The organism is Sphaerobacter thermophilus DSM 20745 (genome assembly GCF_000024985.1).
GTDB lineage: Bacteria > Chloroflexota > Chloroflexia > Thermomicrobiales > Thermomicrobiaceae > Sphaerobacter > Sphaerobacter thermophilus.
This window is the reverse complement of record NC_013524.1, coordinates 1,244,793-1,252,731: the sequence shown is the minus strand read 5'-3', so window position 1 is coordinate 1,252,731 and position 7,939 is coordinate 1,244,793. Positions and strand designations below refer to the sequence as shown.

Genomic DNA, 7,939 nt, shown 5'->3' with positions numbered 1-7,939 from the left:
TGTACGTACGGCGCCAGCCCTAAAGAGTGGGCCGAGAGGGGCCGTCCATCGGCTGAACGTGTCCCCGGCCGATGCCGAGTGCAACGACCAGATAGCGGCGCAAGTACAAGTCGCCATCCGTGCCCGGGGCGGGTGACGGGAAGGTTCCCACACCGTGGTGGGTGCCCGGGGGTAACCCCCCGGGCTGACAAGGAAAGCCGGCTAGAGCCGGCTGGGTACCAGTCCTTACACCCGGGTGTTAGGTATCCGCCAACCGGTCAGGGTCTGGGGCGAAAGCCGCCGGGCTGAATAGGGGGGTCATGGAGTTTGACCTACTACCGTGATCCACCGGCGCCACCCTCATCGCCGGGTGGCTGGCGGGTGCACCACATTAGTTCGTAGTTCGTCAAAGTTCATGACCCCGGGCACCGACCTGGACGGTTGGCTCCGCATCACCTCTTCGCGGGCCCAATTCCTCTCAGCCGGCTTTAGCGGGCTTTGTTGGTCAGCCCGGCGGCTTCAGCCCCGGGCCGTGAGCACGGTGCAAGGATCCGCGCACCACCCGTCTCGGTCACGGACGGCGGTGTGGGCTCCCCCACCACCCCGCATTGGGCGCATCCCCCACCCATCTCGCGAGCGTCGCTCGCCAATCCGCCTGCCCCGTCGCCCTAGGGCTTGAGCTCGATCTCGATGAAGACGAACTCGAAGGGGTTGTCGTTTATCACGTCGTGCTCAACGCCCTTCTCCCGGCTGTACGACTGACCGGTAACCAGGTCTGCCGTCACCGTCCCGTTCGGCGTTTCAAGCCGCAACTGACCGGTCGTGATCGGCACCACGACGTAGTCGTACTGGTGGGTATGCCAGCCGGTGTGCGCGCCTGGCGCGAACCGCCACTCGGTGACAATCACCCGCTCGGTCTCAAGCTGCCGAGTCGGCACGGCCAACGGGCGATCAGCGGACACGGCTTCCGACATCATGTTCCTCCTCATCGTCCCTCGCGGGGAGCAGCTTACAGCTTGCCCCGCCGGTGCCGGCCGGCGGGGACACACAAGGGCGGGCTCGACACCCGCCCAGTCTCACGCAGTATAGCGCGTCTACCCCACGCCGCTCTCCAGGAGCAAGTCACGTAGCGGGGCGCCCGGTCACTACCGACACCCTGCCACCCACAGATATCCTCAAACGATCAGTTCATGGTCACCTGAGAATCCCGACAGCAGCGGCGGCTACGTGGGTTGCGCGTTGACGGGTGCCGGTCGCACGCCACCCCATCCAGCGGGCCACGTTGCTCACCGTCGCAGGGGCCCAATCTGACAGTCGTGGAAGGTGCCGCGCGACAGCACCGCGCAGACCGGGCGCACCCTCCACACACTGGCACCGTGAGTGCGGCGGGCAGCCTCCACGTCCGCAGAATCCGGGGAGAGCGCATCGGGAAGCTGATCGTCCACGTTTCGTGGAAGCGAGAGGGGGTGAGGCCATGAAACGGATGGCCGGGCTGGTCCTATTCGCCACGCTCGCGGTCGTCCTCGCAGCCCTCGCCGACATCGGTCCCGGCGCCCTGGCGGATGCACCGTCCCCAGCGTCGCACTCGCGTGACGCTCCGACCCCAGCCGAAGACGTCTTCACCCCGGTCACGGTCTCGACCGTTGGTCCGGACACGATACCCGTCCTCGGGAGCGACGGTCAGTGGCACGTCGTGTACGAGCTGCTGCTGACCAACGGCAAGCTGGCCCCGGCGACGATCCAGCGCATCCAGGTGCTGGACGCGGACGACCCGGACCGCGTCGTCGCCGACTACGCAGGCGATGACGTGGTCGAGCGCCTGCGCACCCTCACCCCACAGCCGGCCACCGACGCGGCGATCGAGCCGAACGGCGGGCGCTTCTTCTATATCGAGCTGGCCTTCCCGAGGCGCGACGCCGTGCCCGAGGCGGTCGAGCACCACCTCGAACTGCTCGCCGCCAGCAACCCCGGCGCCACCGAGCCCACCCCGCTGAACTACACCGCCGCCCGCTTCAGTCTCCGTGGGGGACGGCTGCCGGTGCTCGGGCCGCCGCTGCGTGGCACGGGCTGGGTCGCCATCAACGGCTGCTGCAATCCGGAGATCGTGCACCGCGGCTCGATCCAGACGATCAACGGCGGCTACTGGGACGCCCAGCGCTTTGCGATCGACTGGATGCGGCTCGACAGCGAGGGCCGGTTGGTTGTCGGCGACCCGTCGGACGTCGAGAACTATGTCGGCTACGGCTCCGATGTCCTGGCCGTGGCCGACGGGATCGTGGTCGACGTGCTCGATGAGCTGCCTGACCAGGTGCCGGGCGAACTGCCCGATCCGGCCACGATCACCACCCGCACCGTCGACGGCAACCACGTCGTGCTCGACATCGGCGGCGGCTACTTCGTCAACTACGCCCACCTCAAGCTCGGCACGATCCGGGTCCAGCCGGGCGACCGCGTGCGGCGGGGGCAGGTGATCGCCAATCTCGGCAACTCCGGCAATACGGCCGCCCCTCACCTGCACCTGCACGTCACGACCGGACCCGAAGTGCTCGGATCGGACGGCTTCCCTTACATCTTCCGCAACTTCCTGTTGGCCGGGCAGGCGGGGGACATCGCCGGCAGCGACGATCTGACCGGCAACTGGGTCGAGAGTCGCCTGGATCCCCCGGAACCGCAGCGCCGCCGGTTCCCGCTCAACCTCAACATCGTCGACTTCCCCGACTGAGACACACGTCGGTGCGCCGCGCGATCCTCGCGCGGCGCACCATCGCATGAGGGTCTGTCAAGCGTAGGGACCAAGAGGACGAAACGTCCCGCAAGAGGGTCAAAGGAGCGACGCCGGTGTGAGGCCGGAGCGCTAACGTGTCCTGCAACCGCAATCCGCTACGACCCGCCGCCCTTACGCGCGACCTCGCGCTCGCGAAGTTCGACCCGGCGGATCTTGCCGCTGATCGTCTTGGGGAGTTCCGCCACGAACTCGATCTCCCGCGGATACTTGTACGGTGCGGTGACCTTCCGGGTGAAGTCCTGGATCTCCTGAGCCAGGGTCGGCGACGTCTCGGTACCGGGGACCAGCACCACGAATGCCTTGACGATCTGACCGCGGATTGGGTCCGGGCTGCCGACGACAGCTGCCTCCGCCACCGCCGGGTGCTCGAGCAGCGCGCTCTCGACCTCGAACGGACTGATGCGGTAGCCCGCGCTCAGGATCACGTCGTCGGCGCGCCCGACGAACCAGAAGTAGCTGTCCTCGTCGCGCCGGGCGCGATCTCCGGTGTAGTACCACTCTCCGGCGAAGACTTCATTGGTCAGCGCCTCATCGCCGTAGTACCCATGGAACAAACCAACTGGGCGCCCCGGCTTGATCCGGACGCCGATATGCCCTTCCTCGCCCGGCGGCAGCTCCCTCCCCTCGTCGTCGATGATCGCCACCTCGAATCCGGGCGTGGGCTTGCCCATCGCACCGACCCGCACCGGCACCGAGGGGAAGTTGGCCACCAGCACGGCGCTCTCGGTCTGCCCATAGCCGTCGCGGATGGTCATGCCGGTCGCCTCGCGCCAGGTCTCAATCACCTCCGGGTTCAGCGGCTCTCCCGCCCCGACGCAACTCCGCAGGGCCGCCGGCTTGAATTTCGCGAGGTCCTCCAGCACCAGCATCCGGTAGATCGTCGGTGCGGCGCAGAAGGAGGTGATCGGGTAACGCTCCAGCGTTGCCAGGGTCTGCCCAGCATCGAACCGGCCGCGCGCGTCGTGGATGAAGAGGGTCGCTCCGACCGACCAGGGACCGAACAGGCTGCTCCAGGCGGCCTTGGCCCAGCCGTTGTCCGACAGGTTCCAGTGGAGATCGCCGGGCCGCAGGTCCAACCAGAACCGCCCGGTGACAACGTGTCCGATCGGGTAGGAGGCATGTGTGTGGAGCACCATCTTCGGGTGCGCCGTCGTGCCTGAGGTGAAGTAGAGCATACAGGGGTCGTCGCTCCGGGTGCGGACCGGCTCGAAATCCGCAGGCGCCTCAGCCAGCGCAGCGTCGTAGCTGATCCACCCGTCGCGCTCGCCGCCGACGACGATCGGCACCGTGAGCGTCGGACAGGATCCGGCGACCTCGTCCACCCGCGCCGCCACCTCCGGGTCGGTGATGATCCCCTTGGCGCCGCTGGCATTGATGCGGTACTCCAGGTCGCGCGGGCGGAGGAGCGTCGTCCCAGGCAGGGAGATCGCCCCGACCTTCATGATGCCCAGGATCGCCTCCCACCACTCCGGCACGCGCGGCAGGACGACGAGCACGCGGTCCCCCGGCCCGATTCCATGTTGCCGCAGCGCGCTCGCGAGGCGGTCGGAACGTTGCGCGAACTCGGCGAAGGTGATCGTCCGCTCACGCCCCTCGTGGTCGACGTGCACCATGCCCGGCCGCGCCGGATCGGCCGCCCACATGCCGATGGTATCGACGGCGAAGTTGTAGTACTCGGGCACGTCCCAGCGGAACGTCCGGCGAGTCTCCTCGTAGTCGCGCATATTGGGTTCGACGCTGGGTGCTGACGCCATAGGAGCCTCCTTCGCTGCGTGAGGTCGAGGATGTGCGCGTCACTCGAGGTGCGCCATGGACTACCCTCGGCGTGGCTCGGTCTTTTGGCTGTACGGATCGCTTAGATCCATGGTAACGATAGGCGGGAGGTGCGTCAAACCGGCAAAGGGGACTTTGATGATCCGGTTGGCAGGATGCCGGGCTGTCCGGCAGCGGAGAAGAATCAGGCGGAGGTATTGGCGTTTGGCGTATACGGGTCTATGGCGGTGGTAGGTGCCCGGGGGTAAACCCCCGGGCTCACACATGAACGCCGGCTGAAGCCGGCTGCGGCAACAGGGTCTCATCACCAGGTGATACAGTGTCCAAGACCCGGTTGGGGCCGGGGGTTTACCCGCGGGCACCGCATCATCGGAGTCTCACACCGCCTGGTTACGGCCCGCTTCAGCGGGCTTTCCGTTGTCAGCCCGGGGGTTTACCCCCGGGCACGCACCACGGCGCCGGAACCTCCTCACCGCCCGCCCCCGGCATCTGTCACCGCCGGAGGCCCATCACATTAGTCAACCTCCGTCGGTCCGCGGCACGCACCGGGATATCTGCGTATGACCACGCTCGGGCCAATCCGGCAGGAATGGGTGGCACGCAACTTGCACATTCGCATTAGACCGCTATTCGCGGTCGCTTAGATTGCACTCCAGGCTTCACCTGCCCAGCGGGAACAGGGCGCCCTCACGGGAGCCCTGTTCTCGCTTAACGTTGTCCGTTGTCGGTGAGACTGTCCCCCTCGACGGTACGCGGGGAGTCGCCGATCGGCAGACGCTCGCCGAGGTCTCCGTCGACCGGGCGAAAGAGGGTGACGCTGCGCGGGTAGGGCGCGCCGATCCCGGCGTCCGTGAAGGCATCCTTGATGCGGCGGCGCAGTTCCCGCTGGACCCGCCACTGCTCCATCGGCTTGGTCTTGACCAGGAGGCGCAACTTGACCTGGGTGGACTCGAGCGCCTCGACGCCCGTGATCTCCCCGGGCCCCAGCACGGCGTCCCCCACGACCGGGTCTTGATCGAGCCCGGCGACGAGCCCCTGCAGGATCTCGATGACCTTGTTCAGGTCGGCGTCGTACGGTACCGCCACATCGACGACCGCGCGCGACCAGTCCTTGGTCATGTTGGTCACGGTGCGGATGTCACCGTTCGGCACGACGATGAAGGAGCCGTCGATCGCGCGGAGACCGGTGCGGCGCAGGCTGAGCTGCTCGACCACACCCGAGGCGTCGCCGATCTGAACCACGTCGCCGACACCGAACTGGTTCTCGAAAAGGATGAAGAAGCCGCCGATGAGATCCTTGATCAGGCTCTGCGCCCCCAGGCCGATCGCGATGCCCGCGATCCCGGCGCTCGCCAGCAGCGGCGCGATGTTGACCCCAAGCCTGCTCAGCACCATCATGCCGGCCACGATCAGGATCAGCATGCGCCCAGCCGACTCGATCACATTCGCCAGCGTGTTGGCTTTGCTGGCGAGCTCACGCGGCGGCGTGTCGGCGCGCTCCATCACCCGGCTGACGGTCCGGCGCACGACCGAGCGGAGCAGGCGCAGCAGCACGAGGCTGAGCACGACGATCATCAGGATCTGGATCGCCGGACCGATGGCGCGCGTACCCAGGTCGAGCAACAGCGCAACGAACCGGTCGGTACGGTCGCTCATTTCTTGAACGGACTCGTCGATCGCGGACGCGACGAGGGGCGCGATCAGCACAGGTGTCCCCCTCCCTGTGGTAGCCGATCTCGCGGCCCATAGCCTACCGGACGGACCCGTGGCCCGCCAAGCGCACCTGTGCCAGATAGGAACAGCGGCGAGGCAGATCGCCTCGCCGCGTGCGCCAGGAACACTAAGGGGGTTGTGGGTGATGTTCGAGGTTGCTACTCCGCGCCGGCCATGCGCACCGGGATCGTCTTCGGCCGCGCCGCATCGACCTTGGGGAGCTGGATCGAGAGGATACCGTTGGAGAACTGGGCAGTGGCCCGCTCGGAATTGACCGCCGTCGGCAACCCGATCGTTCGTGCGAAGGAACCGAAGCGCCGCTCGCGCATGAGCCAGCGGGTGCCCTCCGGCTCGCGATCCTTGAACTCGCCGCTGATGCGCAGGGTGTCGCCCAGCACCGAGATCTCGACGTCAGCCGGCTCCACGCCCGGCAGCGCGGCCAGCACCACGTAGGCGTCGTCGGTCTCTTTGACGTCGACCGGCACGTCGGCGGTGGTGGCGGTGAACCCTGGCCGGGGTCGCGTCAGGCCGTCTTCCAGAAGCGTGTGCATGGCGTCGCGTAGGGTGACGAGGTCGCGCCACGGATCCCACCGGTTGGTGGACATCGGCCTGCCCTCCTTCGTTACGTCCCTTCGTTAGCACTCTCCGGTGGAGAGTGCTAATCGGAGTATAACCGCGCTCTGCCTCCCGCGACAACCGGGCTCCGGGGTATCGTGGTACCGTAGCGAATGCAGCCAGGCGGCTCTTCAGGGCGGGACCGTAGCCATGGATCGACCCACCGCTCCCCAGCGGCGCGCCGCGACTCTGCGCGCATACCGCGACTTACCGCACCCGTGGGCGGTGCTGCTCGTGATCGCCGCCCTCGCACTCTTCGGTCTGCTCGCCACCAGGGGGCGCCCCGAACCGGTCCGCTTCGCCCTCCTTCTCCTCTCAGCCCTGGGTGGGCAGATCGCGATCGGTGCGCTGAACGAGTACTGCGACCGCGAGCTGGACGCCGCCGCCGGCCGCGCCAAGCCGATCCCGTCCGGCCTCATCTCCCCCCGTGCCGCGCTCAGGGTGACGGCCGGGGGGTTGGCGCTGATGCTGGTGGCAGGCGCGCCGCTGGGGTTGCTGCCCCTTGCGCTGGTCGGCCTCGGAACGGGCGCCGGGCTCGCCTACGACCTCTGGCTCAAGCCGACCCGCTGGTCCTGGGTTCCGTACCTCGTGGCGTTGCCGCTACTGCCGATCTGTGCCTGGGTCACGCTGGCACGCTTCGACCCGCGCCTGCTCCTCCTCTACCCGCTCGGGGCGCTCATGGTCCTTGCCGTCCACCTGGCCCAGTCGCTCCCCGACGCCGCCAGCGACCGAGCGGCCGGAGCCGGCACCCTCGTCGCCCGGCTCGGCCGGGACCGCGCGCTCGCCGCCTGCCTGGGCGCGGCGGCGCTCGGCGCCACGCAGGTGGCGATCGCGGCGCTCTGGCTCACCGACCGGCCCCTGCCCGCGCTGCTCGCGGCCGGGGCAGTGCTCCTCGCGCTCGGCGCCGCCCGCCTGACCCACACCCGCGCTCCGGGGCGCGTCGAGCACCACCTCTTCAAGGTTATCGGCGCCGGGGCTGTCGCCCTGGGGTTCGGATGGCTCGTGGCTCTCGGTGTGTGATCCCCTTTTCCCAGTTGTCCGGTCCGCGGATCCCTCGTACGATCCCCTCGTCGT

Annotated in this window: 6 protein-coding genes; 2 read left to right on the top strand and 4 right to left on the bottom strand. The window is 68.1% G+C overall.

Annotated elements, in window-relative coordinates:
* Nucleotides 1-647 precede the first annotated feature (647 nt).
* Complete coding sequence (locus STHE_RS17600; protein ID WP_012873959.1) at nucleotides 648-953, bottom strand: cupin domain-containing protein; 306 nt, start codon at nucleotides 951-953, stop codon at nucleotides 648-650.
* Between the two features lie 500 nt (nucleotides 954-1,453).
* Here STHE_RS17600 and STHE_RS17595 point away from each other — a divergent pair, with 500 nt between their 5' ends.
* Nucleotides 1,454-2,701 carry a M23 family metallopeptidase gene (locus tag STHE_RS17595; RefSeq protein ID WP_012873958.1) on the top strand — a complete coding sequence of 416 codons (1,248 nt, stop codon included), beginning with the start codon at nucleotides 1,454-1,456 and terminating at the stop codon, nucleotides 2,699-2,701.
* 158 nt (nucleotides 2,702-2,859) lie between these two features.
* Here the strand turns inward: STHE_RS17595 and STHE_RS17590 are convergent, their stop codons facing one another.
* From STHE_RS17590 to STHE_RS17580, 3 genes are all read right to left on the bottom strand, one after another.
* Nucleotides 2,860-4,518, bottom strand: a complete 1,659-nt coding sequence (locus STHE_RS17590) for an acetate--CoA ligase (protein WP_012873957.1) — start codon at nucleotides 4,516-4,518, stop codon at nucleotides 2,860-2,862.
* 727 nt (nucleotides 4,519-5,245) lie between these two features.
* Nucleotides 5,246-6,244, bottom strand: a complete 999-nt coding sequence (locus STHE_RS17585; RefSeq protein ID WP_012873956.1) for a mechanosensitive ion channel family protein — start codon at nucleotides 6,242-6,244, stop codon at nucleotides 5,246-5,248.
* Between the two features lie 164 nt (nucleotides 6,245-6,408).
* Complete coding sequence (locus tag STHE_RS17580; RefSeq protein ID WP_012873955.1) at nucleotides 6,409-6,855, bottom strand: Hsp20/alpha crystallin family protein; 447 nt, start codon at nucleotides 6,853-6,855, stop codon at nucleotides 6,409-6,411.
* Between the two features lie 160 nt (nucleotides 6,856-7,015).
* On the opposite strand from STHE_RS17580, the gene STHE_RS17575 reads away from it, so the two are divergent.
* Nucleotides 7,016-7,885 carry a UbiA family prenyltransferase gene (locus STHE_RS17575; protein WP_012873954.1) on the top strand — a complete coding sequence of 290 codons (870 nt, stop codon included), beginning with the start codon at nucleotides 7,016-7,018 and terminating at the stop codon, nucleotides 7,883-7,885.
* The last annotated feature ends 54 nt before the right edge of the window (nucleotides 7,886-7,939 follow it).

What these genes read in the sequence shown, in the direction of transcription:
- STHE_RS17600 (WP_012873959.1), bottom strand. Translation starts at nt 953, where the DNA reads ATGTCGGAAGCCGTGTCCGCTGATCGCCCGTTGGCCGTGCCGACTCGG.
- STHE_RS17595 (WP_012873958.1), top strand. Translation starts at nt 1,454, where the DNA reads ATGAAACGGATGGCCGGGCTGGTCCTATTCGCCACGCTCGCGGTCGTC.
- STHE_RS17590 (WP_012873957.1), bottom strand. Translation starts at nt 4,518, where the DNA reads ATGGCGTCAGCACCCAGCGTCGAACCCAATATGCGCGACTACGAGGAG.
- STHE_RS17580 (WP_012873955.1), bottom strand. Translation starts at nt 6,855, where the DNA reads ATGTCCACCAACCGGTGGGATCCGTGGCGCGACCTCGTCACCCTACGC.
- STHE_RS17575 (WP_012873954.1), top strand. Translation starts at nt 7,016, where the DNA reads ATGGATCGACCCACCGCTCCCCAGCGGCGCGCCGCGACTCTGCGCGCA.